This window comes from Amycolatopsis nigrescens CSC17Ta-90, assembly GCF_000384315.1.
GTDB lineage: Bacteria > Actinomycetota > Actinomycetes > Mycobacteriales > Pseudonocardiaceae > Amycolatopsis > Amycolatopsis nigrescens.
Window position 1 is genome coordinate 4,345,641 of the sequence record NZ_ARVW01000001.1, and the last position, 25,297, is coordinate 4,370,937.

At 70.1% G+C, this 25,297-nt stretch carries 24 protein-coding genes; 15 read left to right on the forward strand and 9 right to left on the reverse strand.

Translation table 11 applies throughout. The features are described from left to right. Positions 1 to 221 precede the first annotated feature (221 nt). Together AMYNI_RS0120605 and AMYNI_RS0120610 are read left to right on the forward strand one after the other, a co-directional pair. Positions 222 to 2,834, forward strand: a complete 2,613-nt coding sequence (locus tag AMYNI_RS0120605; RefSeq protein WP_020669940.1) for a sensor histidine kinase — start codon at positions 222 to 224, stop codon at positions 2,832 to 2,834. After that, on the forward strand, positions 2,831 to 3,502 hold the full coding sequence (locus AMYNI_RS0120610; RefSeq protein ID WP_020669941.1) for a copper homeostasis protein CutC: 672 nt from the start codon (positions 2,831 to 2,833) through the stop codon (positions 3,500 to 3,502). Before AMYNI_RS0120605 ends, AMYNI_RS0120610 begins: the two co-directional genes overlap by 4 nt. Before the next feature lie 71 nt (positions 3,503 to 3,573). Here the strand turns inward: AMYNI_RS0120610 and AMYNI_RS0120615 are convergent, their stop codons facing one another. From AMYNI_RS0120615 to AMYNI_RS0120630, 4 genes are all read right to left on the reverse strand, one after another. Continuing rightward, on the reverse strand, positions 3,574 to 4,530 hold the full coding sequence (locus AMYNI_RS0120615) for an amino acid ABC transporter permease (protein WP_020669942.1): 957 nt from the start codon (positions 4,528 to 4,530) through the stop codon (positions 3,574 to 3,576). Next, positions 4,527 to 5,174, reverse strand: a complete 648-nt coding sequence (locus AMYNI_RS0120620; RefSeq protein ID WP_020669943.1) for an amino acid ABC transporter permease — start codon at positions 5,172 to 5,174, stop codon at positions 4,527 to 4,529. The genes AMYNI_RS0120615 and AMYNI_RS0120620 overlap by 4 nt, the downstream gene beginning before the upstream one ends. An 84-nt stretch (positions 5,175 to 5,258) precedes the next feature. Continuing rightward, positions 5,259 to 6,167 carry a glutamate ABC transporter substrate-binding protein gene (locus AMYNI_RS0120625; RefSeq protein ID WP_020669944.1) on the reverse strand — a complete coding sequence of 303 codons (909 nt, stop codon included), beginning with the start codon at positions 6,165 to 6,167 and terminating at the stop codon, positions 5,259 to 5,261. A 298-nt stretch (positions 6,168 to 6,465) separates the two neighbouring features. Further along, positions 6,466 to 7,392, reverse strand: coding sequence for a glutamate ABC transporter substrate-binding protein (locus AMYNI_RS0120630; protein WP_020669945.1), 927 nt, complete (start codon positions 7,390 to 7,392; stop codon positions 6,466 to 6,468). A gap of 607 nt (positions 7,393 to 7,999) precedes the next feature. Here AMYNI_RS0120630 and AMYNI_RS44955 point away from each other — a divergent pair. The 6 genes from AMYNI_RS44955 (at position 8,000) to AMYNI_RS44960 (ending at position 14,184) form a co-directional block, all read left to right on the forward strand. Continuing rightward, a complete protein-coding gene (locus AMYNI_RS44955; RefSeq protein ID WP_084628694.1) occupies positions 8,000 to 11,095 on the forward strand; it encodes a sensor histidine kinase in 3,096 nt (1,031 codons plus the stop codon). Continuing rightward, a complete protein-coding gene (locus tag AMYNI_RS0120640) occupies positions 11,092 to 11,547 on the forward strand; it encodes a roadblock/LC7 domain-containing protein (protein WP_026360706.1) in 456 nt (151 codons plus the stop codon). Before AMYNI_RS44955 ends, AMYNI_RS0120640 begins: the two co-directional genes overlap by 4 nt. Before the next feature lie 27 nt (positions 11,548 to 11,574). Continuing rightward, on the forward strand, positions 11,575 to 12,330 hold the full coding sequence (locus tag AMYNI_RS0120645; protein ID WP_020669948.1) for a DUF742 domain-containing protein: 756 nt from the start codon (positions 11,575 to 11,577) through the stop codon (positions 12,328 to 12,330). Further along, on the forward strand, positions 12,311 to 12,919 hold the full coding sequence (locus tag AMYNI_RS0120650; protein ID WP_020669949.1) for a GTP-binding protein: 609 nt from the start codon (positions 12,311 to 12,313) through the stop codon (positions 12,917 to 12,919). Before AMYNI_RS0120645 ends, AMYNI_RS0120650 begins: the two co-directional genes overlap by 20 nt. Before the next feature lie 389 nt (positions 12,920 to 13,308). After that, positions 13,309 to 13,731 carry a roadblock/LC7 domain-containing protein gene (locus AMYNI_RS0120655; RefSeq protein WP_020669950.1) on the forward strand — a complete coding sequence of 141 codons (423 nt, stop codon included), beginning with the start codon at positions 13,309 to 13,311 and terminating at the stop codon, positions 13,729 to 13,731. A 6-nt stretch (positions 13,732 to 13,737) separates the two neighbouring features. Further along, positions 13,738 to 14,184, forward strand: coding sequence for a DUF742 domain-containing protein (locus tag AMYNI_RS44960; RefSeq protein WP_020669951.1), 447 nt, complete (start codon positions 13,738 to 13,740; stop codon positions 14,182 to 14,184). Positions 14,185 to 14,222: 38 nt separating this feature from the next. Here AMYNI_RS44960 and AMYNI_RS0120665 read toward each other — a convergent pair whose 3' ends face one another. Then, the gene (locus AMYNI_RS0120665) at positions 14,223 to 16,463 is read right to left on the reverse strand and encodes a helicase-associated domain-containing protein (RefSeq protein WP_020669952.1); all 2,241 of its coding nucleotides are present in this window, start codon (positions 16,461 to 16,463) and stop codon (positions 14,223 to 14,225) included. 251 nt (positions 16,464 to 16,714) lie between these two features. Between AMYNI_RS0120665 and AMYNI_RS0120670 the strand changes: the two genes are divergently transcribed. The 4 genes from AMYNI_RS0120670 (at position 16,715) to AMYNI_RS0120685 (ending at position 19,848) form a co-directional block, all read left to right on the forward strand. Next, positions 16,715 to 16,906: a hypothetical protein gene (locus AMYNI_RS0120670; RefSeq protein ID WP_020669953.1), complete on the forward strand. Its 192-nt coding sequence runs from the start codon at positions 16,715 to 16,717 to the stop codon at positions 16,904 to 16,906. Between the two features lie 100 nt (positions 16,907 to 17,006). After that, the gene (locus AMYNI_RS0120675) at positions 17,007 to 18,413 is read left to right on the forward strand and encodes an NAD-dependent malic enzyme (protein ID WP_020669954.1); all 1,407 of its coding nucleotides are present in this window, start codon (positions 17,007 to 17,009) and stop codon (positions 18,411 to 18,413) included. 20 nt (positions 18,414 to 18,433) lie between these two features. Continuing rightward, positions 18,434 to 18,904 carry a cyclic pyranopterin monophosphate synthase MoaC gene (gene moaC, locus AMYNI_RS0120680; RefSeq protein ID WP_026360707.1) on the forward strand — a complete coding sequence of 157 codons (471 nt, stop codon included), beginning with the start codon at positions 18,434 to 18,436 and terminating at the stop codon, positions 18,902 to 18,904. Beyond that, positions 18,901 to 19,848, forward strand: a complete 948-nt coding sequence (locus tag AMYNI_RS0120685; RefSeq protein ID WP_020669956.1) for a molybdenum cofactor biosynthesis protein MoaE — start codon at positions 18,901 to 18,903, stop codon at positions 19,846 to 19,848. The genes moaC and AMYNI_RS0120685 overlap by 4 nt, the downstream gene beginning before the upstream one ends. A 242-nt stretch (positions 19,849 to 20,090) precedes the next feature. Here the strand turns inward: AMYNI_RS0120685 and AMYNI_RS0120690 are convergent, their stop codons facing one another. From AMYNI_RS0120690 to moaA, 4 genes are all read right to left on the reverse strand, one after another. After that, positions 20,091 to 20,732: a LysM peptidoglycan-binding domain-containing protein gene (locus AMYNI_RS0120690; RefSeq protein WP_020669957.1), complete on the reverse strand. Its 642-nt coding sequence runs from the start codon at positions 20,730 to 20,732 to the stop codon at positions 20,091 to 20,093. A 448-nt stretch (positions 20,733 to 21,180) separates the two neighbouring features. After that, positions 21,181 to 22,032 carry a phosphatidylinositol-specific phospholipase C/glycerophosphodiester phosphodiesterase family protein gene (locus AMYNI_RS0120695; protein WP_020669958.1) on the reverse strand — a complete coding sequence of 284 codons (852 nt, stop codon included), beginning with the start codon at positions 22,030 to 22,032 and terminating at the stop codon, positions 21,181 to 21,183. Positions 22,033 to 22,107: 75 nt separating this feature from the next. Next, a complete protein-coding gene (locus AMYNI_RS0120700; RefSeq protein WP_020669959.1) occupies positions 22,108 to 22,386 on the reverse strand; it encodes a MoaD/ThiS family protein in 279 nt (92 codons plus the stop codon). Positions 22,387 to 22,389: 3 nt separating this feature from the next. Continuing rightward, a complete protein-coding gene (gene moaA / locus AMYNI_RS0120705) occupies positions 22,390 to 23,454 on the reverse strand; it encodes a GTP 3',8-cyclase MoaA (RefSeq protein ID WP_040405847.1) in 1,065 nt (354 codons plus the stop codon). A 100-nt stretch (positions 23,455 to 23,554) separates the two neighbouring features. Here moaA and AMYNI_RS0120710 point away from each other — a divergent pair, with 100 nt between their 5' ends. The 3 genes from AMYNI_RS0120710 to modA are packed head-to-tail and all read left to right on the forward strand — an operon-like array spanning position 23,555 to position 25,259. Beyond that, positions 23,555 to 24,028, forward strand: a complete 474-nt coding sequence (locus tag AMYNI_RS0120710; RefSeq protein WP_157357422.1) for a MarR family transcriptional regulator — start codon at positions 23,555 to 23,557, stop codon at positions 24,026 to 24,028. Positions 24,029 to 24,069: 41 nt separating this feature from the next. Beyond that, positions 24,070 to 24,474: a TOBE domain-containing protein gene (locus tag AMYNI_RS0120715; RefSeq protein WP_020669962.1), complete on the forward strand. Its 405-nt coding sequence runs from the start codon at positions 24,070 to 24,072 to the stop codon at positions 24,472 to 24,474. Between the two features lie 11 nt (positions 24,475 to 24,485). Beyond that, positions 24,486 to 25,259 carry a molybdate ABC transporter substrate-binding protein gene (gene modA / locus AMYNI_RS0120720; protein ID WP_040407122.1) on the forward strand — a complete coding sequence of 258 codons (774 nt, stop codon included), beginning with the start codon at positions 24,486 to 24,488 and terminating at the stop codon, positions 25,257 to 25,259. Positions 25,260 to 25,297 lie beyond the last annotated feature (38 nt).

The window sequence follows — 25,297 nt, forward strand, 5'->3', positions numbered from 1 at the left end:
ACCACCTCTCAGCCCCGGGGGAGAATGTTGAGTTCGTGCTTGGAGCTTAAGGGCCGCTGGCAATACCATCGCCCGGGGCCGCGCCAGAGTTTCGGATGCTGTCAGATATCGCTACTCTCCAGTAGGTTTACTCGCTGGCAGGTAGCAGACCCACCGCCGGCAGAGCGGTTAGAGAAGGAAGCCAGGTGACCCGTCGGCAAAGTCGTCCCCGCCGAGGTGACGTGACGGGCGACCGGCCGTACGCGCGTGCAGGCGAAGAAGCGGGCGGGCTCTGGCGGCTGCGGAACTGGCGGCTGCGCACCAAGTTGCTGGTGGTGCTGCTCATTCCCACGCTCACCGTGCTGGCGCTGATCGGCGTGCAGGTCAAGGGCGACCTGGACCACGCCACCCAGCTCGCCGAGCTGTCCGCGCATGCCACGGTGGACGACACCGTGTCCGAGGTGGTGCATCAGCTGCAGCGCGAGCGCGACCTCACCGTCCGGTTCGTGGCGGACGACCGGAAAGCCGATCCCGGCGAGCTTCGCGGCCAGCGCGAGCGGGTGGACGCCGCGATTGGCACCTTCGACCGCGAGCTGGCCGTCAACGAGTCCAGGCTGTCGCCGCAGGGCCTGGACGGCCTGCGCCAGACCAAGGCCAGGTTCGGCGTGCTCAGCGGGCTCCGGTTCGCCGGCGAGCACTCGGCTTTCCCGCCGGAGGCGGTCCGTCGTTCCTACAGCGAGCTGATTTCCGGGCTGCTCGACCTCAGCGACCAGACCGTCACCGACATCAAGGACCCGGAGCTGGCCAGGCTGCGGCTCGCCTCCAACGCGCTGGCCAGGGTCAAGGACCAGCTGTCGGTCAAACGCGCGGTGCTGGCCGAGGCGCTCGAGATCGGCAGGCTCTCCGGCGACCGGCTGCGCGCGCTGCTCGGCGCGGAGGCCGAACTTTCCGCCGCGCGCAACGACTTCCGCAAGTTCGCCAGCCCGGAACAGCAGCGGATGTACGACGACACCGTGATCGGGCTGATCGTGGACATCGGCAACGAGCTGGTCGAGTCCGCGCTCACCCGAGCGGAGAAGGGCACCGATCTGGCCGGTCTCGATCCGGCGAAATGGGACACTTCCGCCACCTACACGGTGAACCTGGCCCGTCAGGTGCAGACCGCGATGCAGGAGCAGACGCGCGAGCGCACCGACTCGCTGGCCGAGCAGGCCCGCGCGTCGGCGATTTCCGATGCCGGGCTGGTGTTCGGCGTGCTGCTGGTCGGCGCGGTGCTGGCGGTGATCATCGCCAGGTCGCTGCTGCGTCCGCTGCGGGTGCTGCGGCGCAGCGCGCTCGAGGCCGCCGAGCACCGGCTGCCCGAGGCGGTGAGCGACATCCTGGCCGATCCCGGCGGTCCGCGGTCGCCGCGGGACGGTGCGCGCCGCGGGGTCGCCCCGGTGCCGGTGTTCAGCCGCGAGGAGCTCGGCCAGGTGGCAAGGGCGTTCGACGCGGTGCACGGCGAGGCGGTCCGGCTCGCCGGCGAGCAGGCGCTGCTGCGGGAGAACGTGAACTCGATGTTCGTCAACCTGTCCAGGCGCAGCCAGGATCTGGTCGAACGCCAGCTTTCCGTGCTGGACCGGATGGAGGCGGACGAACAGGACTCGGACACCCTCGGCGGACTGTTCGAACTGGACCATCTGGCCACCAGGATGCGGCGCAACAGCGAGAACCTGCTGGTGCTCTCCGGTACCGATCTCGGCCGTGAGGTGTCCGGTCCGGTGGCCGCGGACGAGATCATCGGCGCCGCACTGTCCGAAGTGGAGCATTACCAGCGGATCGAGCTGGCCGCGACGCCGGAGCTGACCGTGCGCGGCGACACCGGCAGCGACCTGGTGCATGTGATCTCCGAGCTGCTGGAGAACGCGACCCTGTACTCGGCGCCGGAAAGCGTGGTCACCCTGGCCAGCGCGATCACCCCCGCCGGCTGGGAAGTGCGGATCACCGACCGGGGGGCCGGCATGCCGCAGACCGAGATCGACAGGGCGAACGCGCGGCTGGCCGAGCCGCCGGAGGTGGACGTCGAGGTCTCCCGCCGGATGGGGCTCTACGTGGTGTCCCGGCTGTCCAGGCGGCACCGGGTGCACGTGCGGCTGAGCGCCGCCGCCGAGGGCGGCCTGACCGCGACCGTGCTGGTGCCGCCCGAGCTGATCACCCTGCCGGAAACCCCCGCCGTGCCGCCGGCCCCGGTCGCGGTGGTGCCTTCGCAGGCCACGCCCCCACCGCCGCCGGTCGAGGTCACCCCGCCGCCCCCGGAGGAGCCGCCGTCGCTGCCCGTCTTCGCCGAGCCGCTGAACCCGCCGCGGCGGGCACCGGTGGTGGCCGACGAGCCCGCGCCGGCCTGGCCGACCGAGGACGAGCCGAACCCGCTGGACTGGGACGCGCCGACCGAGCGGATGCCGGCGTATGCAGCCGTGCTCTCCCAGTGGTTCCAGGCGGTGGAGGATGGCACCGCCGACGGCCCGGTGCCGCCGCCGCGGGCGGACGGTGGCACGCTGGCACTGGACGGCTGGCAGCGGCCGGGCGACCCGCCGTGGCCGGGGCAGAACGATCTCGAGGTGGCGATCCAGGAGCAGGAGGCCGGGCACACCGAGGCCGGGCTGCCGCGCCGGGTGCCGAAGGCGAGGCTGGCCCCTGGACTGGAGACCGTGCCGGAGCCGGAACCGGAGCGGGTGCCGTTCACCGGCGGGCGGGCGGGACTGACCCGCGAACCGGAAGCGGTGCGCGGCCGGATGTCCAGCCTGCAGAACGGGGTCCGCCGGGGACGGCACGCCAGGGCCGAGGAGAACTACGAATTGGGGGAGACGGAGCGTTGAGCACGGTGCTACTCGAGGTGATCGCGCTCGGGCCGCGTGATGCGGAGCGCGCGCAGGAAGGCGGCGCGGACCGGCTGGAGCTGGTCACCGACATCGCCGCGGACGGGCTCACCCCGGACGTCGGCGTGCTGCGGGACGTGCTCGCGGCGACCGACCTTCCGGTGCGGGTCATGTTGCGGGACAACGGTTCCTTCGCACCGACCGAGCTGGACTCGGTGCGCGGCAAGGCAAGGCGGCTGATCGACGCCGGCGCCCGCGAGTTCGTGTTCGGCTTCCTCACCCCGGACGGCGAGGTGGACGTGGCGGCCTGCCACGCGCTCGCCGCGGAACTGGACGGCCTGCGCTGGACCTTCCACCGCGCGCTGGACCACGCGCGGGACGTGCTCGAAGCGCACCTGGCGCTGGCCGGGCTCGGCTGCGACACGGTGCTCACCGCCGGCCACCCGGCCGGCGCGGAGGCCGGGCTGCCCGCGCTGCGCGCGATGGCGGGACGGCAGGCGCCGCCCCAGCTGCTCGCCGGCGGCGGCCTGCGGGCCGAGCACGTGGCCCCGCTGCGCGCGGCCGGGGTGCGCGCCTTCCACGTCGGCAGCGGGGTGCGCCCGGCGGGCTGGGACGAGCCGGTCGACGTGGCCGCGGTCCGCCGCTGGGCCGACCTCATCGCCGCCTGACGTCGTGAGTGAAAAGCGTTGCCAGGACAACACTTTTCACTCACGACCGTTGAGCTGGGGAAACGGCGGGCTCAGCGGGGTTCGGCGGCCTTCTTCGGCTCGGCCGGTGCGGTCTTCTCCGCCAGCTCCCATTCGGCGGCGTCCTCCGCGGCGGCCTTCGCTTCGGCCGAAAGATCGAGAGCGGGCACCAGCGGCTTGTCGGATTCGGTGACCGAGACCTTCGGGTTGGCCCGCTGCCTGGCCTCCAGCCACCTGGCGAACCTGGACAGCGAGTAGTTGATCACGAAGTAGATCAGCGCCACCACCAGGTAGGTCTGGATCAGCAGGTGGTTGTAGGTGGCCAGCACCCGGCCGCTGAACAGCAGCTCGGCGTAGCTCACCACGAAACCGAGCGAGGTGTCCTTCACGATGCCGACCAGCTGGCTGATCAGCGACGGCACCACCCGGCGGATCGCCTGCGGGAACAGCACGTGCACCATCGCCTGCGCCGGCCGCAGCCCCAGCGCGGAGGCGGCTTCGCCCTGGCCGCGTTCCAGCGAAAGGATGCCAGCCCGGAAGATCTCCGCGAACTGCGCCGAGCGGGAGATGGTCAGCGGGATCACGAGCTTCCACAGCAGCGGCACGTCCATGCCGTAGCGCGGCAGCGCGAACAGCATCACGTAGACCAGCAGCAGGGTGGGAATGACCCGGAAGACCTCGACGTAGATCTTCGCCGGCACCCGCAGCACGGCGAGCCTGGACAGCCGCCCGCAGGCCAGCAGCAGGCCGATGGTGGCGGCGAGCACCGCGGAGAGCGCGGCCGCGATCGCGGTGTCGCGCAGGCCGCCGAGCAGGTACTGCCACATCACCCCGGTGCCGTAGGGCGCCCACTTGTCCGCGTCCAGCTGGCCGTTGACGGCGAACTGGCGCACCGCGAGCCCGGCCAGCCCCAGCCCGGCGAGTATCGCGAGCACGGTGGCGATCCGGATCCGGCGTTTCGCCCGTGGCCCCGGTACGTCGAAGAGCAGCTCGGCGGCGTCCTTGCTCATCGGTGGATCACCAGTTTCCGTTCCAGCGCACCGCTGATCGTGGAGATCACCAGTGCCAGCAGCCCGTACACCACACCGACCGCGGTGAAGATCAGGATCGGTTCGGCGAGGTCGAGGTTGACCCGGTTGGCCACCTCGGTCAGCTCCACCACCCCCGCACCGGCGCCGGTCAGCGCGGTGTTCATCATCAGCCCGATGGTGATGTTGCCCAGCGGCTGCACGATGCTGCGCAGCGCCTGCGGCAGGATGATCGTGCCGAGCGACTGGCCGAAGCTCAGGCCCAGTGCGCGGGCCGCTTCGGCCTGGCCCTTGGAGACCGTGTTCACCCCGGACCGCAGGGCTTCCGCGTAGTACGACGCGGAGTACAGCGCGGTGCCGATCACGCCGGTGGTGAACAGGTCGAACTTGATGCCGATCTCCGGCAAGCCGAACACCAGCAGCACCAGCCAGACGAGCAGCGGGATGTTCTGGAACAGCTCCACGTAGGCGGTGCCGAACATGCGAAGCGGGCGTACCGGTGACACCCGGAACGCCACGATCACGACCGCGACTGCCGCGGCACCGACGAAGGACCACGCGGTCAGTTCGACGGTGAGCAGCAGGCCGTGGCCGAACTCGGCGAGATAGTCCGAAAAGGGTCGCATTCTGCTTCCGGTCTTGACGGGGGAGTCAAAGCGGCGGCTTCCGGTGCACCGGAAGCCGCCGCCCTAAGTACTGTTCCGCGCCGATCAGGAACCGGGCACGGAGCCGAAGGCCGGCGCCGCCGGTGCGCCGCCGGGGATGACGGTGCCCAGCGATTCGTCGTAGGCCTGTTTCCAAAGACCGGCGTCCTGGACCTTCTTGAGCCAGTCGTTGATGAACTTCTTGAAGGTGTCGTCGCCGTGCTTGATCCCGATGCCGTACGGGTCCGAGCCGAAGGTCCCGGTGGCGAGCTGGATCTTGTCGTTCAGCTTGGCCTCACCGGCCACCACGGTCTGGTCCTTGACCCAGGCCGCGACCCGGTCCTGCTCCAGCGCCTGTACGCATTCCGGGTCGCTGGCGAAGGTCTGCAGGTTGACCTGCGGTGCCACGTCCCGGACGGTCTTGGCGCCGGTGCTGCCGGTCGCGGCGCACACCGCCTTGCCGTTGAGCTGGTCCGGTTTGGTGATGTCCGGCTTGCCCTTCAGGGTGGCGATGGCCTGGCTGGAGATGAGGTACGGACCGGCGAAGGCGACCTTTTCCGCGCGGGCGGGGGTGATGCTGTAGTTCTGGATCACCATGTCCACGGTGTTGTTCTGGATCAGCGCCTCGCGGATGGCGGGGGTGGTGTTGATGATCTTCCGGCTGGGCTGGCCGAGGATGTACTTGGCGAGCAGCTTGCCGAGCGTGGCGTCGAAGCCCTCGGTCTCGCCGGTGGTCGGGTTCTGCTGGGACATCAACGGGGTTTCCAGTGAGCCGCCGATCAGCAGCTGGCCACGCTGCTTGATCGCCTGTGCGGTCGGGCTCTTGGCGAGCTCTTCGTCGCCGGCCACCGGCGCGCGGTCGAGCAAGTTCTGCATGTTCTGCTGGTCGCTGTTCGCGCCGGGGACGGCATCGGTGCCCCCGGAGCATGCGGTTACCGCCCCCAGGCTGACCACCGCGCATGCGGTGATGATCATCCTGCGCGTCGAAGACGCCTTTGCCATTGTCGGCTCGTTCCTTCCTCGGTCTGCCCCACCAGTTAGCTACGCTTAGTAGTTGGTGAGACCGGCGCTGAACCCATCGGGTGAAGATCTTTCGCGGCTCCCGGCCGCAGAATGGTTCAGTCCAAGTCCGTCGTCAAGCCGTTCGGGAGGGTGACCTTGTGGAGGTGGCGGACAAGGGTTGATCTCCGCCACCGTCCGGGGGTGCTAAAAACTGCCTCCGAGCTGGGTTAAATCACCCATATGGCGGTCGAGTAGCCGACTGTGCGTTGGGTTACGAACCGGGCACGGAGCCGATCGCAGGTGGGGCAGGCGGGTCGCCCTCGATCACCGTGCCCAGTGACTCCTTGTAGGCCTCCTGCCAAAGACCGGCGTCCTGGATCTTCTTGAGCCAGTCGTTGACGAACTTCTTGAAGGTGTCGTCACCGTGCTTGAGCCCGATGCCGTAGGGGTCCTGGCCGAAGGAGCCGCCGACCACCTTGAGCTTGTCGTTGAGCACCGCGTTGCTGGCGAGGATGGTGAGGTCGTTGACATAGGCGTCGCCCCGGCCCTGCTCCAGTGCCTGGATGCACTCCGGGGTGGTGGCGAAGGTGGTCAGGTCCGCCTGCGGGGCCACCTGCTTGACCAGCGATGCCCCGGTGGTGTTGACGTTCGCCAGCACCTTCTTCCCGTTCAGGTCCGACGGCTTGGTGATGCCGCTGGTCGACTTGAGGGTCGCGATGGCGGGACCCGACATGAAGTACGGGCCGGCGAAGGTGACCTTCTCCGAGCGGGGCACGGTGATGCTGTAGGTGTAGATGATCGTGTCCACGGTGTTGTTCTGCAGCAACGCTTCGCGGGTCTGCGCGGTGGCGTTGACGATCTTCGCGTTGGGCTGGCCGAGGATGTACTTCGCGAGCAGCCTGCCGAGGGAGGCGTCGAAGCCCTCGGTGATGCCCGTGGTCGGGTTCTGCTGGGACAGCAGCGGGTTCTCCAGGGTGCTGCCGATCAGCAGCTGCCCCCGGTCCTTGATCGCCTTCGCGGTCGGGCTCTGCGCGATCTCCTCGTCGCTGGCCACCGGCGCCCGGTCGAGCAGCCGGTCGCCGCTGCCGGGCGGACCGGGCACGGCGTCGCTCCCGCTGGAACAAGCCGCCGTGCTGACGAGGGCGAAGATCGCGCAGATCGCGGCGACCAGTCTGCCCTTCGAAGACGCCAAACTCATGAGTGGAGTCGTCCCTTCCTTGGTCCCCGCCGACCAGGAATACGTCAGGTAGTGAGTTTCGGTCAGCCTGAGGACCTATCGAGTGAAAAGCTCGTGAAAACCGTGGGGGCCGAGGATGGCCTAGACCACATTCGGTCGTCAACCGGCCGAAAAGGTCAACGTGATGAGCCGATCCGCCCTACGTCAAGACGGCTGAAGGAGCGAAGTTCCGGCAGGTGATCAGTGCTCCCACATGATGAGAAATCACCGAAAATCTGCAGGTCGGGAGATAAATCCACAGTTAACTGTGTACTGACCTTGATCACGTAGAGTTTCATGCCCTACGGTCTGTGCTGGCTGGTCTAGTGCTTATGAGTGACGCCCTACCCTGCACTTCCGTTTCTCACGCGTAGTCGATACCCTCTACCCCCAATCGGGTGACCCATGTCAACCATTCACGTCAGCGTCTGAGGTCGTGTCGGTTCGCCCCGCCGATACGGAGCCCCGCTCGCCAAGCTCTCGTACCGTGGGAACCTGATGAGACGAACTGCTGACCTCCAACCTGGGAAGGAAGTCTTCGGTGCCCCAGCTCACGAGCGGGGAGCGCGGTCGCAAGGCGGTGTCCTCGATGGATTCTCGTGTCAGCCAAGACGCAACTGGCGACGCGGCCGAACGAGCAGGCTCGATCGGTGGGCCGCCGAGAAGTACCGGCGCCGGACCGGACTCTCATCGCGCCCGAGGCCTGGCCAACTGGCGGCTGAGCAAGAAGCTCATCGCGGTGTTCCTGCTCCCGACCGTTGCCGCGCTGTTCCTGGCTGGACTGCGAGTCTATGACGGGTTCGCCAACACCGCCGTCTACCAGCGCGCCGCGCAGCGCATCGAGCTGAGCGAGAAGATCGCCGTCGCGGTGAACGGGCTGCAGGCCGAACGTGAGGCGATGGCGGCCTGGATCGCCGCCGGCAGGCCGGGCGATCGCGGCGTACTGGACGAGGCCGTGCGGGCCGCGCAGTCCGCCGCGGACACCGTCCGCAACGCCTCCGGCGACGTCGCGGACATCGGCGACGACGTGACCACCAGCAAGTACCAGCAGAGCATCGCCCGGCTGGACGGTCTTGCCCAGCTGCGCGTCTCCGCCGCCGACTCGACCTTCCCGCCGCTGGCCGCGCAGGAGTCCTACGCGGGCGTGATCAGCGCCCTGCTGCGGGTCTCCGAGGAGTTCGGTGCGGACGTAACGGACAAGGGGCTGCAAGCCCGGCACGAGGCGCTGACCTTCCTCGCGGATGGCAAGGAGTTCTCCGCCCAGCAGAACTCCTACCTGCGCAACGCGGCGATCAAGAACGCCTTCGACCCGGCCGAGCTGAAGAACATCACCACCGCCCAGTCGAACCTGCTGGCCACCATCGACCGGTTCAACGCGGTGGCCACCCCGCAGGCGCAGCTGGACTACTCGAACACGATCTCCGGCGAGAAGGTCCAGCAGCGGTTCACGCTCCAGACGCTGGCGCTGCTGCGGGCGCAGGCGCCGGAGCCGCTGCCGGTGAGCATCTCGCCGGACGCGGTGGCGGAGTCCTCGCTGGTCACCCTGGACCTGTTCGCCCAGGTGGAGAAGCGGCTGCTGGACGATGCGGGCAGCTACACCTCCGCGCTGGTCAGCTCCGAGCGGCAGAACCTGCTGATCACCTCGGCGATCATTCTCGGCGTGCTGCTGCTGGCGCTGGTGCTGATGTACTTCGTCGCCCGCTCGCTGCTGCGCCCGCTGCGCACCCTGCGCAGCAGCGCGCTCCAGGTGGCGGACGTGCACCTGCCGGCCGCGGTGGACCGGATCATGCACGAATCCGACCCGGCGGCCGCGGCGAAGACCGCGATCGACCCGGTGCCGGTGCACACCACCGAGGAGATCGGTGAGGTGGCGCGGGCGTTCGACGTGGTCAACACCCAGGCCGTCCGGCTGGCCGCCGAACAGGCCATGCTGCGGGAGAACGTCAACGGGATCTTCGTGAACCTGTCCCGCCGTTCGCAGCGGCTGGTGGAACGCCAGCTCGGCGTGATCGACCGGCTGGAGGCCGACGAGCAGGACCCGGACCATCTGGCCAGCCTGTTCGAGCTGGACCACCTGGCCACCCGGTTGCGGCGCAACGGTGAGAGCCTGCTCGTGCTCTCCGGCGCTGGCCTGGCGAAGTCGGTGCCCAAGCCGGTGCCGTCGGCGGACGTGATCGGCGCCGCGGTGTCCGAGATCGAGCAGTACGCCAGGGTCGAGGTCGGCGTGATCCCGGAGGTCGCGGTGCGCGGCCTGACCCTGCACGACCTCGTGCACGTACTGGCCGAGTTGCTGGACAACGCCACCTACTTCTCCGAGCCGGAGACCAAGGTGAGCGTGCGCGCGGTGGTCACCAGGAAACGCGCGCTGGCCATCCAGATCACCGACCGCGGTGTCGGCATGTCCGACGATCAGATCCAGGAGGCGAACCGGCGGCTGGCCGACCCGCCCGACCTGGACGTCGCGGTGACGAGGCGGATGGGCCTGTACGTGGTCGCCCGGCTGGCCCAGCGGCACGGCATCGAGGTCCGGCTGCGGGAGAACGAGGACATCGAGGGCGGGGTGATCGCCAGGGTGGTGGTCCCGGCAGACCTGCTGGTCCCGGTGAGCGCGGAGATGAACCCGCGGCCACCGAGCCGGAACGAGACCTCGAGCCCGTCGCTGCCCAGCCTGCCGCCCGTTCCGCCGGCGTCCTCGGCCCCGCCGCCGCAGCAACAACCGCAGCAGCCGCAACCGCAGCAGCCGCCACCGGCCGGCCCGCCGCCGTCCCGCGAGCAGCCGACCGAGGTGGGCGGGCTGGTTCCGCTGGACGAACCGATCAGCCTGGACGACCTGGTCAGCGGCTCGTCCAGTGCCGCGGGCCCGTTCCTGTCGCCGCGTCAGCCCGGTGCCACCTTCGACGACACCTTGGTGCACAACAGCAACGGGAACGGCAACGGCCCACCGGCGGCGCCCGCCGCGCCTGCCGGCGGGGACAGCAGCGACACCCAGTTCTCGCTGGCCCTGCCGAAGCGGGAACCGCGCTACGTGCCGGTTGCCGCCGAGGAGCCGAAGGCCGCGCAGCCGCCAGCCGGCGAGCCGAGCGCGCTGGACGACGACGTGCCGACCAAGCGGCTGCCGATCTACCAGTCGGTGCTGTCCCGCTGGTTCAGCGAGGAGGACGCGGCCGAGGCCGCACCCGAGCAGGCGGCGGTCGAACCGGCAGCGGCCGAGGAGCCGGTGGTGTCGCCGGAGCAGCAGGAAGTCGGCACCGAAGAGGAGCTCGGAGGGCCGGTCGTGGCCGACAGCTGGCGCAGTGCGTCCGACAGCGGTTGGCAGGCGGCGCAGTCCCTGCTGGAGACCAAGGACGAGGAGATCACCCCGGCCGGTCTGCCCAAGCGGGTGCCCAACGCATACTTGGTACCGGGTTCGGTCAACACGGGTGAGACCGATGCCTTCCGTGACACCACGGTCGGCACCCCGGGGCAAGGGGCCATCGCCAGGTCGGCGACGGCCGCGCGCAGTCGGATGGTGAGCTTCCAGCGTGGCTACACCACCGGCCGGCACGCACTCCAGGAAGGCCCGGCCGAGACTCAGTCGGGAGACAGCGTTTCGGTGTGGGGCGGGGAACAGCCGTCCGGACCAGACACAGCGGTGGAAGACTCCCGTGCGGGAGTACATGGAAACGCAGTGAGGAGCGAGGAGTGACTCGGGCGGACGCAGTTCAGCCGGGAGGCGCCAGGCAGCAACAAGGTCAGCCGGGCAGTTTCGCGTGGCTGATCACGGATTTCGTGCATCGCGTCCCTGGCGCGGCACATGCCGTTGTGGTCTCGGCGGATGGGCTGTTGCTGGCGTCGTCGCGCGGGCTGCCCAAGGACAGGGCGGACCAGCTGGCGGCGGTGGCCTCCGGGCTGACCAGCCTGGCGCGGGGTGCGGCGAAGGTCTTCGAAGGCGGTGCGGTCGCGCAGACCGTGGTCGAGATGGCCAACGGCTTCATGTTCCTGATGTCGGTTTCCGACGGTTCCTGTCTCGCCGTGCTCGGCTCACCGGACAGCGACATCGGTCTCGTGGTTTACGAGATGACGCTGCTGGTGGACCGGGTCGGCCAGCAGCTGACGCCGGAGATGCGCGCACAGCTGCAAGGAGCCGCGCGCCCCTAGGCGCGCGTCGGGTTCGGAGGGACTGGCGTGGACGCGGGGCGTGCGAGGGGTGACGGCCGGCTCGGCGATGACGACGCCGCGGGCGCGCGTTGGCCGAGTCATTCGGACAACGCGGCCGACGGCGAGGACTGGGCGGCCTTCCGGGACCGCGTCGACCGCGAGTGGCGTTCACGCCGCTCCAGCGGCGAGCAGCGGGCGGAGGCGGCCGAAGGCAGCTGGCTCGGCTCGGATCCGGGTGAGATCCCCGGCCCGGCCGAGTACAGCGTGGAGGACTTCCGGGACCGGCTGCTCAGCGGTCCTGGCGCCGAGCTCTTCGGTGGACGTCGTACCGAGTACCCGGAGACTCCGCGGGACTTCACCGCGTTCGGTGGTTCGCCGCCGGACACCGGTGACCTGCCGTCGGTGCCGGGACTGCCGGTGCAGTCGGCCGACGAGCCGGAGGAAGGGTCCGGGCTGGTTCGGCCGTACTTCCGGACCAAGGGCCGGACCCGGCCGAGCTACGACCTCGCGATCGAGGCGTTGATCTCGACCAGCGAGCGTGGCCGGGTGCTGGACCGGGTCCGGGTACCCGAGCACCGGTCCATCTGCGACCTGTGCCTGGACACCAGGTCGGTGGCCGAGGTGGCGGCGTACCTGCGGCTGCCGCTCGGTGTGGTGCGTGTGTTGATCGGTGATGTTGCAGGTCTGGGCCTGGTCCTGGTGCACTCCGCGAGCTCCGCGGTGGGCGACCGGCCGAGTATCGAGTTCATGGAAAGGGTGCTCAGTGGGCTTCGGAGAATTTGACTCCGACGCGAACACGTCGGCGGCGGCCGGACCGACTTCGTCGGCCAAGATCGTTGTCGCCGGTGGGTTCGGAGCTGGAAAGACCACGTTGGTCGGGGCGGTATCGGAGATCGATCCGCTGACCACCGAGGCATCGATGACCGAGGCCAGCGTTTCGGTCGACGACGTGTCCGCGACGCCGAACAAGACGACCACCACGGTGGCGATGGACTTCGGCCGGATCTCGCTGGACTCGGACCTGGTGCTCTACGTCTTCGGCACGCCGGGACAGCACCGGTTCTGGTTCATGTGGGACGACCTGGCGCTCGGTGCGATCGGTGCGGTCGTGCTGGTGGACACCAGACGGCTGTCCGACGCGTTCGCGTCCATCGACTTCTTCGAGAACCGGCGGCTGCCCTACGTGGTGGCGATCAACTGCTTCGACCGGCTCCTGCACCACCAGATCGACGACGTGCGGCACGCCCTCACGATCTCGCCGTCGGTGCCGATCATGGCCTGTGACGCCCGGCAGCGCGAATCGGCCAAACAGGTGCTGATTTCGGTCGTCCAGCACGCCATTTCCCGTGACTCGGCGATGCAACCGGGGTAGTCGCCTCCGTTTGGATGCGGCCGTTGGGGTGAACTAGGCAGTAATCACCCGGTTCGGGGACAACTAGGGGTCGATGGTGACTCGCTGTTGATCAGGTCCCCAGGGCGGCCGCACCAAGAACCCCTCAATCGGACTCATCTCGTAGCCCTTGAGCTGCGAAGATGTATTTCTTTATAACGTTTTCCGGCGAGCTTTCCGCCGGTTCCTCTCTCATGCGCCTGCACGTGCTGTCGCGGCCCGCGCTCAAGTGCACACGTTCGGTATGCCAAGCCCCCCGTGCCGAGGGCTCGACAGGGTCGACCGGACGAATACGCTTGCGATCGACGTCCGCGGTGCGGTGGGACGGTGTCGCGACGCCGTCCGGGACGGCAGCGTATGAGGAGGGGTTAGTGACAGCGTCGGCACAGCAGTCGGGGAGCTTCGGCTGGCTAATCACCGATTTCGTGCGCCGGGTTCCCGGCGCCGCGCATGCCGTGGTCGTGTCCGCCGACGGCCTGCTGCTGGCCGGTTCGGAAGGGCTGCCGAAGGACCGCGCGGACCAGCTCTCCGCGGTCTCGTCGGGACTGGTCAGCCTGACCTTCGGCGCGGCGCGGTGCTTCGAGGCCGGTGCGGTGAACCAGACCGTGGTGGAGATGGAGCGGGGCTACCTGTTCCTGATGTCGATCAGCGACGGCTCCTGCCTCGCCGTGCTGGCCGCGCCGAACTGCGACATCGGCACCGTGGCCTACGAGATGACCATGCTGGTGGATCGGGTGGGCCAGCAGCTCACCCCGGAGCTGCGCGCGCAGCTCCAGGGCGGCGTACGTGGGTAGCCGGTGATGCGGACGCCACGTGAACGCGCGCACCGGCCGGACCCGATCGGCACCTTCGAGCTCCGGCGCGCGAAAGACGTCCTCGAAACCAGGCCGGTGCTGGAACGGGCCTACCAGCGGTCGATGGTCCGCCCGTACGCCAGGACCGGCGGCCGCACCAGGCCGGAGCACGAGCTCGCCATCGAGGCGCTGGTGTCCACCAGCGAGCAGGGCCGCCGGTACCAGGGCGCGGTGTCCGCCGAGCACCGGATCATCTGCGACCTGTGCGTGGACACGCACTCGGTCGCCGAGATCGCCGCGCACCTGCAATTGCCGCTCGGCGTGGTGAAGGTGATCGTCGGCGACATGGCCGAGCTGGGGCTGGTGTTGATCCACCAGTCGGGGCTGATGTTCGGCGACCGCTCCTCGCGCGAGTTCATGGAACGCGTCCTCGAAGGCCTCCGCGCCCTCTGACCTTCCCGCCAAAGGGCAAAAAGCCGGCTATTTGCCGCTCAGTCCTCGACGAGGGCGGCGGAGGTGATCCGGTGCAGCGGGTAGCGCTCGGAGTCGCTGCCCTCCAGCACCCCGCCGCCGACCCGGACCGGGGTGACCACCCGCTGGGTGGCGGTACCGCGCGAGTCGACGAACCCGATCCACACCTCGCGCTGCTCCCTGGTCGCCTTCGCGAGCAGGGCCAGCGTCGCGGAGGTGTCCGGGCCGCCGCCCCGGGAAAGCCGGACCTCAGCGCCGCGTCGTTTCCCGGCCGCCTTGTCCCCGGCCCGCAGGTGCGCGATCACCGCGGCCAGCTGGTCCGGGTTGGTGCCGCCCGGCTCGGTGGCCACCCGCCTGGTGTTGCGCGGCCTCGCCGGGATCCGCCTGCCGCTGGGCCGCAGGTCGAGCACCCGGCCGTCCGGGCCCTCCGCGGCCGGCGCGAAACCGGCGGCGCGCAGCCCGTCCACCACCTCGGCCAGTGACAGCGGGCTGACCAGCACCGTCGGCGCGATCTTGCGCAGCTCGTACTCGGCGGCGACCGGGCTGGCCAGCACCTCGGCCAGCAGCGCCTCATCGTCGCAGCGCAGGAAGGAGCCCGCCGCGCCACCGCGCAGCTTCCCGTGCCGGCGCGCCACGTCGTCGATCAGGTAGCTCAGCGACTGCGGTACCGGGGTCGCCGACCTGGTGCTGAACAGCTCCTGCAGCTCGCCCGCGGTGCGCCCGGCGTCCAGCGCCCGCCGCACCGAGGATTCGGTCACCCGGTAGACGGTCGCGTGCCCGGCGGATTCGACGTCGGCCACGGCGATGATCTCGGCGGCCAGCTCCGGCTCCAGCGGGCCGGGCGCGACCACCGTCAGATCGGCCTGCACCAGCACGTGGTCGATCGGCTTCGGCAGCGCGTCGATCATCGCGGCCAGCGCGCCGGAACGGTCGCCGGCGAGCAGTGCGCCGGTCGCGGTGGTCAGCGCGCCGAGCGCGACCACGCCGAGCGCGGCGGCCTCCGCCATCGACCAGCGCACCGTCTCGTCGCGCAGCCGGCCGCCCCGGCGCGGGGCGCGCCAGGCCAGCACGGTGACCAGTTCCTCGGCGCTCTTCACCCCGGCTCCGGCGGGCAGCTCGGCCAGCGCGTCCAGCACCCGGCGTCGGCCGGCCGGCGCCAACGGGCGGCGCAGCTCCTCGGAAAGCGGTGCCATCGGCTTGTCCTTGGCGTCCCGGTGTCCGGCGAGACCGGGCAGCCTCGGCAGCTCCAGCCAAGCCTGGGCCAGCGTGATCCAGCGTTGCGCGGACGCCGACGCGAGCCAGGAGTCGGTGAGCGTGGTCGGCACCCACTCCGGACTGCTCGCCTGGCTGTCCGCGACCAGGCCGGCGGCCACCGCCAGCTCGGCCAGCAGGGTCGCCCTGACGTCGTCCACTTCGAGATCCTTGGCCAGCTTGCGCAGCTCCCGGACGCCGAGGCCGCCCGACTTCAGTACCGGCGGCGGCTGCGCCGACCAGGCGGTGAGCAGCGACTCGAGCTGGCGCAGGAACTCCATCGCCTCGCCAGCCGCGGCCTGGTCCACTGTGGACACTTGATGCGGGTGGGACTCCAGCAGGGGTTCGGTCAGCGCGTTCGGGCCGAAGACCCGCCCGCCGCGGGCCGCGATGGCGACCTGCCGCGGCAGCTCGACCGTGCTGTCGTCCCGGCGCACCAGCAGGCCGCGGGCCAGCAGCCGCTGCACCGGGGTGGTCGCCCGCTCCAGCGGAACCGGTACCGCGGCGTCGCGGGTGCGGCCGATCGGCGGCCCGGCGACCAGCGTGTTCAGCGCGGCCCGCTCGCCGTCGCCGAGCTCGGCCAGCATCGCGTCGAGGTCCATCCCGTCCAGTTCGGGCGCGGCGGCACCGAGCCCGGCCGGATGCGGGCCGCTCACCTCTCTCGCCGCCGGTACGACGTGCAGGGCGTCGTCCTCGCCCCAGACCACCGCGCGCCCGCGCAGCCGGTCCACCGCGGCGCGGACGTCGGTGCCGGCCAGTTCGGTGACCGCCGCCAGCGTGACCGGCCCGGTGTCGCCGCCGGCCAGCAGCAGCGCGTCCAGCACGGAAAGGGTGTAGGTGTCCAGGTCCTCACAGGCGCGCGTAACCGAGCCCGGGGTGCCGGCCCTGGTGGCCAGCACACCGGTGTCGGCGGGCGGAGGCGTCGCCAGATCGCGCCTGGTGCGCAGCAGCGCGGCCAGTGCGTCGTCGGACGCGGAACGCAGCCAGTCCGCAAGTGAGGTCGCGGCCATAGTGAGGTTCAGACTAGGAGGACGCGGCGGCCGATACTCGCGCAGCCCTGGCTGCCGGGTCCGACCGGGTGCGGGTGTCCCGCAGAACACAGGAGGACGCGGCGGCCGATACTCGCGCAGCCCTGGTTGCCTGGTCCTGCGGGACACAACAGGAGATGATGGTGTTCGTGCGATAGTGCGGGCGGGTGACAGGTCTTGCCCCCGCTCGGGCACACTGTGCGTGAACGGCCGAACCTTTCTGGGAGGACGACGTGGCGAAGGGCGAAAACGGCAAGGCGAAGAACGGGGTCGACCCGAACTGGCCGCACGCCGGTAGCGACGGACACCCGGTTTCGGAGCTCGCGGCCGACCGGCAGGGCGCGCTGTCCCCGTTCGGTGAGGTGACGTTCCCGCTCGACTCGGTGCCCTACGTGCACCCGGAGACTCAGATCAACCTCGACTGAGGCAGTTACTCACGGGTAAACCGCCAGCTCGAGGGTGCCCCCGGTCACGGGTCTAGGGTCTGATCAGTCATCGATCCAGCTCCGTAGCGGGGGTAACGCCATGCCGGTTCCCGGTCCCGGTTATTCGATCACCGTCCGGGTGGAAGCGCCACCTTCGGCCAGCGCCGCGGGTGACCTCACCACGGCCGTCGGCCGGGTCGGCGGGGTGCTCACCGCGTTCGACGTTGTCGAGTCGCACGCCGACGCGATCGTGGTGGACATCAGCGCCAACGTGCTCTCGGCCGACCACGCCGAAGACATCCGCCGGGAGCTCGATTCCCTGCCAGGGGTGCGGGTCCGCAAGGTTTCCGACCGCACCTTCCTGATCCACCTCGGCGGCAAGATCGAGGTCACGCCCAAGGTCGCGCTGCGGAACCGGGACGATCTCTCCCGCGCGTACACCCCCGGCGTCGCCCGCGTCTGCCAGGCCATCGCGGCCAACCCCGAGGACGCCAGGCGGCTGACCATCAAGCGCAACACGGTCGCCGTGGTCACCGACGGCTCGGCCGTGCTCGGACTCGGCAACATCGGCCCGTCCGCCGCGCTGCCGGTGATGGAGGGCAAGGCGGCGCTGTTCAAGCGGTTCGGCGACGTGGACGCCTGGCCGGTCTGCCTGGACACCCAGGACACCGAGGAGATCATCCGCACGGTCAAGGCGCTGGCGCCGGTCTACGCCGGGATCAACCTGGAGGACATCGCCGCGCCGCGCTGCTTCGAGATCGAGGCCAGGCTGCGCGAGGCGCTGGACATCCCGGTCTTCCACGACGACCAGCACGGCACCGCGATCGTGGTGGTCGCCGCGCTGCGCAACGCGCTGCGGGTGGTCGGCAAGCCGATCGAGAACTGCAAGATCGTGGTCAGCGGGGTCGGTGCGGCCGGCTCCGCGATCATCCGGCTGCTGCTGCGCAAGAACCCCGGCGACATCGTGGCCGCGGACATCGACGGCGTGGTGCACACCGGCCGCGCCGGCCTGGACGACAACCTGCGTTCGATCGCGGAGCGCACCAACAAGGACAACGTGTCCGGCACCCTGCACGACGCGCTGCGCGGGGCCGACGTGTTCATCGGGGTTTCCGCGCCGAACCTGTTCGGTGCCGAGCAGGTCGCCACCATGAACTCCGACGCGGTGGTGTTCGCGCTGGCCAACCCGGACCCCGAGGTGGACCCGATGGAGGCGCAGCGGCACGCGGCCGTGGTCGCCACCGGCCGCAGCGACTACCCGAACCAGATCAACAACGTGCTGGCCTTCCCCGGCGTGTTCCGCGGCCTGCTGGACGCGCAGGCGCGGCACATCGACGACGAGATGCTGCTGGCCGCGGCCAACGCGATCGCGGACGTGGTGGCTGACGACCGGCTGAACGCGTCCTTCATCGTGCCCAGCGTGTTCGACAGCGCGGTGTCCCCCGCGGTCGCCGAGGCGGTCAAGCTCGCCGCCCAGCGCGAACGCCTCGCCAACGTCCCTTCCTGATCCGGCAGTAGGGTCGGGGCGTGAGTGAACTGAGCCACCTCGATCCCTCCGGCGCGGCTCGCATGGTCGACGTCTCCGCGAAGACGGCCACCGATCGCACCGCGGTGGCCGGCGGGGTCGTCCGCACCACCGCCGAGGTCCTCGGCCTGCTGGCCGCGGACGACCTGCCCAAGGGCGACGCGCTCGCCACCGCGCGGATCGCCGGCATCATGGGCGCGAAGCGGGTGCCCGAGCTGATCCCGCTGTGCCACCAGATCGCGTTGTCCTCGGTCAAGGTGGAGTTCGAGCTGGGCGAGGCCGAGGTGCGGATCATCGCGACCGCGCGCACCACGGACCGCACCGGCGTGGAGATGGAGGCGCTGACCGCCGTCGCGGTCGCCGGGCTCACCCTGCACGACATGATCAAGGCCGTCGACCCGGCCGCCACGCTGGACGGCGTCCGGCTGGAACGCAAGACCGGCGGCAAGGCCGGTATCTGGGAGCGACCATGAAGCGCACGGCAAGGGTGATCGTGGCGTCGAACCGCGCGGCCGCCGGTGTCTACGCGGACCGCACCGGCCCGATCATCGCGAAATGGCTCGCCGAGCGCGGTTACGACGTGCCGGAGCCGCTCGTGGTCCCCGACGGCGAGCCGGTCGGCAAGGCCCTGCGCGACTGCCTGGACGACGAGGTGCGGGTGGTGATCACCACCGGCGGCACCGGGATCTCACCCACCGACCGGACCCCGGAGTTCACCGGCCCGCTGCTGGACTACCAGCTGCCGGGGGTGGCGGACGCGATCCGCTCGGCCGGGCTGCCGTCGGTGCCCACCGCGGTGCTGTCCAGGGGCGTGGCCGGGGTCGCCGGGCGGACGCTGGTGGTGAACCTGCCGGGTTCCCGCGGCGGCGTGCGGGACGGACTCGGCGTGCTGGAGGGCATTCTCGACCACGCGGTGGACCAGCTGCACGGTGCCGACCATCCGCGCCCCGCGCCGGAGCCGGTCACCGCGGCAGCGCCGAGCCAGGCCGCTCCGCCGCGGATCGCGCTGGCCCAGGTGACCGAGACCCCGCTGTCGGTGGAGGAGCACGGCGAGCTGGTGGCCGATTCCTCGGCGGGCGCGGTCGTCACCTTCGGCGGTGTGGTGCGAGATCACGACGGCGGCAAGTCGGTGCGCACGCTCTACTACGAAGGCCACCCGAGTGCATCCGACGTGCTGGCCAGGGTGGTCGCCGAGGTTGCGGGCCGGCGCGCCGCGGTGCGGGCGATCGCGGTGAGCCACCGGCTCGGCGCGCTGGAGATCGGGGACGTGGCGCTGGCCTGCGCGGTGGCCGCCGACCACCGCGGCGAAGCCTTCGCCACCTGCGCCGAGCTGGTGGACGAGGTCAAGGCGCGGCTGCCGGTCTGGAAGCACCAGCACTTCGCCGACGGCTCCGACGAGTGGGTCAACTCCCCCTGAACCGCACTACGAGACGGATCGTCTCGCCGGAAGGGCTGAGTCGGCTTGTACGCGCGTTAACCGGCCGGGGTCGGTTCTCTGGGGCCAGCGGAGGGGTGAGAAGGGCTCTGCGGCCATCTGAGCACGACTAGCCGGGGCGAGCAGTTCACCGGAGACAGCACAGGGCCCCACCGCCCGGGGGAAATGCGGTGGGGCCCTGCGCTGTTTTCGGACGATCAGCCCGGTGACTCAGGGGATGAGAGTCACTTGGTGGCGATCTTCTGCCCGACGACGATGAAGTCGGCGTCGGGGATGTACTGGGAGTTCAGCTCCTTGAGCTTGGCGAAGCCACCCTGCACGTTGTGCGCGCCGGCGATCTTGCTCAGCGTGTCGCCCGCGACCACGGTGTAGTCACCGTTCGGGTTCGACGAAGCAACACCGGACGGGGCCGGGGCCTGCTGCTTCTTCGGGGCCGACTCGGTCGACTTCTTCGGGGTGCTCTTCTTCTGCTGAGACTTGGCCGGAGCCTTGCTCTTGGCAGACGAGCCGGCGGAACCGGCCTTCTTGCCGCACACCGGCCATGCGCCGATGCCCTGGCCCGCCTTCACGCGCTCGGCGACGGCGATCTGCTCGTCACGCGAGGCGTTGTGCGCGCTGCCCTGGCCGCCGTAGGCCTTCCAGGTGCTCGGCGAGAACTGCAGGCCGCCGGCGTAGCCGTTTCCGGTGTTGGTGCTCCAGTTGCCGCCGCTCTCGCACTTCGCGATGGCGTCCCAGTCGGTGCCAGCAGCCTGCGCGGGGGTCGCGGCGATGGCGAGAGGGGCGCCCACTGCCAGGCCCGCGATCGCGACGCGGGCGATGTTCTTGGACGCAGCGGACATCTTGCGGTGCTTGCCACGGTAAGACATTTCGGATCTGTCTCGGCTCCCGCGCCTACGGCCTTGCTCGTGGGCAGACCTGAATGGTCCGGCCGGTCGTCTTGACCGGCTGACTCGGTCCCCGCATCTAGCCGCGGACCTAGTCCCCCTCCGTCCCTGTCCGGAAGTTTTCTTTCGCTCGGGGTATCGGGTCCGGGATTCCGCCGGACAGGGCTTGGCGCTACGGAATCCCGGTCTTGCTGGTCGGTCGGGGCCAACCGAGAAGCGACGGTACGTAACGACGAGCGTGATCGGAAATTATTCAGGCTGTGACCTACGTCACAGTAACATGACGCAACCTCAATCGATGATGCCGTTTTCGCAGGTCAGCTGGCCGTTATCTGGCCGTAGCCTGGCCGAGATATTTCACTGATCGTGAGGCTTGGATCACGTCGATTCGGAAGCAATGGGCCGTTTGGTGTGTGCGGGGCGGCGGAATCTAGCGCGTTCCCAGAAATGCCGCCAGTCCCGCGAGGTCATCCGTATTTAGATGGTCAACTCCGGCGGTGGCCAGTTCTTGCCAGACCGCGGTGCGGGCCGGGCCCGGCGTGTCCGGGGTCGCCCAGAAGCGCACCCGCTGGCCGGCCCGGTGCGCGACGCGGACCAGTTCGTGCAGGCGTGTCCGCTCGGCGGACGGGAATTCGCCGGTACCGGTCCAGCTGAACAGCTTGGTCCAGTTGTCCGAGACGAGCGGCGTCACGCGCGCGTCCGAGCCGGGGCCGAGGTCGGCCGGGTCGGCGATCCGGCCGTCGTAGAAGGCCAGCCTGGACCGCTGGGCGAGCAGGACGTCCTTCGGGCGATTGCCGGACAGCACCACGGTCACCGCCCCCTGGCGCACTCGGCCCGCGTCGTACGAGGTGAACAGGAAGGAGAACCGGGGGTTCCGGAGCCGCCGCTCCAGCGCCGCGTACGCCGGATCCGCTGCGCTCTTGACGTCCACCAGCAGCTGGAACGGCGCCCGTCGGGGATAGACGTGGCCGTGGTTGGCCAGCACCCGCTGCCGCAGCGGCTCCAGGTACAGCCGCTCGAGGGTGCGGTCCGGGGTCAGGTCGTCCGGGTCGTGGCCGACCAGAAGTTGTCCGCTTTCGGCGTAAATATCGGCTTCGACGCTGGTGAAACCGGCGTCCAGGGCGTCGAGCAGCGGGCGCGGGTGCTCGTAGTCGTTGTGCGCGTGCGCCTGCGCGAGGGGACGGACCTGGTGTGCCGGGGCGGCGCCCGCCGGGGCGGTGACCAGCCCGAGCGCCGCCAGCCCGGTGAGCAGAACGGTCAGCAGGCGGCCGGGTGCGGTCATGGCGGGTAGCCAACGTTGCGATGGCGACCAGCACGTGAACAGGTCATCGCGGGCCGGTCACGAACAAGGGAACTCTCAGCCGCCGGCGAAGGGCGGCAGCACGTCGAGCTCGGCGCCGTCCGGCAGCTGGATCGACGTGTCCCGCACCGCGACCCCGTCCAGCAGGAAACTGGCCGCGTCCAGCACCTTGGACAGCGCGCCGGCGTGCAGGCCGCGCAGCTCGAGGACCGCTTCGGCGACCGAGGAGCCGGCCGGCAGGGTGAGCACCTCGCTGTCCATCCCGGTCGCCGCACGCGCGGACGCGAAGTACCGCACCTGCACCGTGGTCGCGTGCTGCCGCACGGAAGTCGTCACCGCTCAGCCTCCGATCGCGCTCATCGGCCGGATCGGCTGCGCGAAGCCGGCCTCGTTGATCTCGTGCCCGGCCAGCTTGCCCCACATGGTCGCGCGCCAGGCGTCCGCCACCTCTTCATCGCGCGCGCCCGCGCGCACGAGCGCGCGTAGGTCGGTCTCGTCGTTGCTGAACAGGCAGGAGCGGATCGCGCCGTCCGCGGTGAGCCGGGTGCGTTCGCAGGCCGAGCAGAACGGCCTGGTGACCGAGGCGATCACGCCGACGTCGCCGGGGCCGCCGTCGACCAGCCAGCGCTCGGCGGGCGCACCGCCGCGGGCGTCCGGGCTCGGGCTCAGGGTGAACTCGGCGCGCAGCAGGTCCAGGATCTCGGCCGCGGTGACCATCTCCCCGCGGTTCCAGCCGTGCTGGGCGTCCAGCGGCATCTGCTCGATGAACCGCAGGTGGTAGTCGTGCTCGAGGCAGAACCTGAGCAGTGGCACGGCTTCGGACTCGTTGATCCCGCGCAGCAGCACCGCGTTCACCTTCACCGGCGCCAGTCCGGCGTCGGCGGCCGCGGCCAGCCCGGCGAGCACATGGGAGAGCCGGTCGCGGCGGGTGATCCGCTGGAAGATCTCCGCGTCCACGGTGTCCAGCGAGACGTTGATCCGGTCCAGTCCGGCCGCGGCCAACCCGGCGGCCCGTTTGGCCAGCCCGATTCCGTTGGTGGTCATGGACAGCCGCGGCCTCGGCCGCAGTGCGGCGACCTCGCCGATCAGGCCTTCCAGCCCGGGGCGGAGCATCGGCTCGCCGCCGGTCAGCCGGATGTCGGTGACGCCGAGGCGTTCCACCGAGATCCGCAGCAGCCGGAGCATCTCCTCGTCGCTGAGGATCTCCCGCCCCGGCATCCAGTCCAGCCCCTCGGCCGGCATGCAGTAGGTGCAGCGCAGGTTGCACTTGTCGGTGAGGGAGACCCGGAGGTCGGTGGCCACCCGGCCGAACGTGTCGATCAGCGCGGGGTTGTCCGGGCGCGGGGCCGAACCGGGGCTGGAAACGCTAGGGACGTGGGGAAGGCCGAGATTTACCGCAGTCATTACCACCAGCTTATCTCCGCTGAGCACCGTCAAGCTCGTACGCGGTATATCTAATAGGGAGTCATTAAAACCGCCGCGCGCGATTGTCGGAAGGATCCCGTTGTCTGCTGGGTTCTCGGTGCCGTCCGGCGAGCTGGCCCGTTTCCTCGCCTTCGCGCACGAACAGACCACGCTGACCGTGTTCCGGCAGGCCGTGCTCGCCGAACGGCTCGGCCTCAGCGGCACCGACCTGCAGGCGCTGGAGCTGGCCTGCGGCGACGAGGGGCCGCTCACCGCGGGCCGGATCGCGCGGCTGACCGGGTTGTCCACCGGCGCCGTGACCGGGGTGATCGACCGGCTGGAACGCGCCGGTTTCGTCCGCCGGGCACGGGATCCCCGCGACCGGCGGCGGGTGCTGGTGGAGATACTGGTGCGCGACCGGATCCAGCTGGCCAGCCGGTCGGCGGCAAGGGAGGCGGCGATCGCCGCGGTGCTGGCGAAGTTCACCCCGGCCGAACGCACCGTGCTCGAGCGGTATCAGAAAGAGATGCTGGAGAGCATGCGCGCGGAAATTCTGCGGTCACCGGCCGAGTAGCCGGATGACAGATCCGCAGCTGCGGCATTAATGTTTCCGTCATGCCGCAATTTCGGTTATCCGAGGCCGCTCAGCTGCTCGGCGTCAGTGACGACACGGTCCGCCGCTGGGTTCGCGCCGGTCAGCTGACCGCCGGTGAGGACGCCTCCGGGCGCAAGGTGGTGGACGGCGCGCAGCTGGCCGCGTTCGCCCGTGCGCAGGCCACCGGCCAGAACGACCCCTCCGGCGTCGGCCGCTCGGCCCGCAACCGTTTCGTCGGGCTGGTCACCGAGGTGGTCACGGACAAGGTGATGGCGCAGGTCGAGCTGCAGTGCGGGCCGCACCGGGTGGTGTCGCTGATGAGCAGCGAGGCGGTCCGCGAGCTCGGCTTGCGGCCCGGCGTGCTCGCGGTCGCCGTCGTGAAGGCCACCACGGTCGTGGTGGAAACCCCGGAGGGAACCCGGTGAGAACACACGTGTTGACAAGGAAGAGGACCCGGCGGCTCAAGGCGGTGGCGGCGTTGTCCGCCGTCGCGCTGGCCGTCGCGGGCTGCGGCTCGGGAGCCAGTGGTGGTCAGGCGAAGACGCTCACCGTGTTCGCCGCCGCGTCGCTCACCGAGTCCTTCGGCGCGCTGGAGAAGCGTTTCGAGGCCGAGAACTCCGGAGTGGACGTCAAGCTCAGCTTCGACGGCTCGTCCAAGCTGGCCCAGCAGATCAACGAGGGCGCGAAGGCGGATGTGTTCGCTTCCGCCGACCAGAACAATATGGACAAGGTGGTCAAGGCGGATCGGGCCGCGGGGCAGCCCGCCGCGTTCGCCACCAACCGGCTGGCGATCGCGGTCGCGCCGGGGAACCCGAAGGCCATCAAGGGTTTCGCCGATCTGGCCATGCCGGAGCTGACGGTCGTGGCCTGCGCGCCGCAGGTGCCGTGCGGCGCGGCCACGGACAAGGTGGAGCAGAACAGCGGTGTCGCGCTGAAGCCGAAGAGCGAGGAGTCCGACGTCAAGGCGGTGCTGACCAAGGTGATCGCCGGGGAGGCGGACGCCGGACTGGTCTACGTCACCGACGCGAGCTCGGCGCCGGGCAAGGTGGACCGGGTGGACTTCCCGGAGGCGGCCGGCGCGGTCAACACCTATCCGATCGTCACCGTGCGGGACGCGCCCGAGGCCGACCTCGCCAGGCGGTTCACCGAGTTCGTGCTCGGCGCCGCCGGCCGGGAAGAGCTGGCCAAGGTGGGATTTGGCGCCCCCTGACCTCGTGAGTGGAAAACGTTCCCGGAGCAACACTTTCC